We start from the raw sequence: 422 nt of genomic DNA on the forward strand, positions 1-422 counted from the left end.
TGTTCTTTTGCTTTGTTTAATTGACTACCAACTTGATTCCAATCGATATTAAGATTTTTCATTTTATCAAATAACGATACTAAGTTATCTAACTGTTCATTTGTCAATGTAATGCCGAGTTGATCAGCAATTTTTTTAATTAATGAACGTAAATCTTCTGTTGTTTTTGGCTGTTCTTTTGCAATTTCTTCTTTAATTTTTGCAACAAGTTGAACTGCTTTTTCTTCACCAATTTTATCACCAAGCTGGGCTGTTTGTACCATTTCTTCATTCGCTACTTTTTTAACTTCTTCAGGAATTTGTTTATTGGACGCAGTTTCGTATGCTTTCATTAATCCAGTTAAAGCTGCAGTTCCTGAAACTTTAAAAGGTGCAGTAATTTGAATTTCTGCATCTTTTACACCTGCTGTAATCAAAGCGTT

Annotated in this window: 1 protein-coding gene; it reads right to left on the bottom strand. The window is 31.8% G+C overall.

Features of this window, described 5'->3' with window-relative positions:
* A partial coding sequence (locus MR107_RS30440; RefSeq protein ID WP_242293185.1) for a DUF1002 domain-containing protein occupies positions 1-422 on the bottom strand: 422 nt, incomplete at both ends.

Origin of the sequence: Bacillus cereus group sp. BfR-BA-01441, from assembly GCF_022663075.1 — a bacterium.
Lineage (GTDB): Bacteria > Bacillota > Bacilli > Bacillales > Bacillaceae_G > Bacillus_A > Bacillus_A cereus.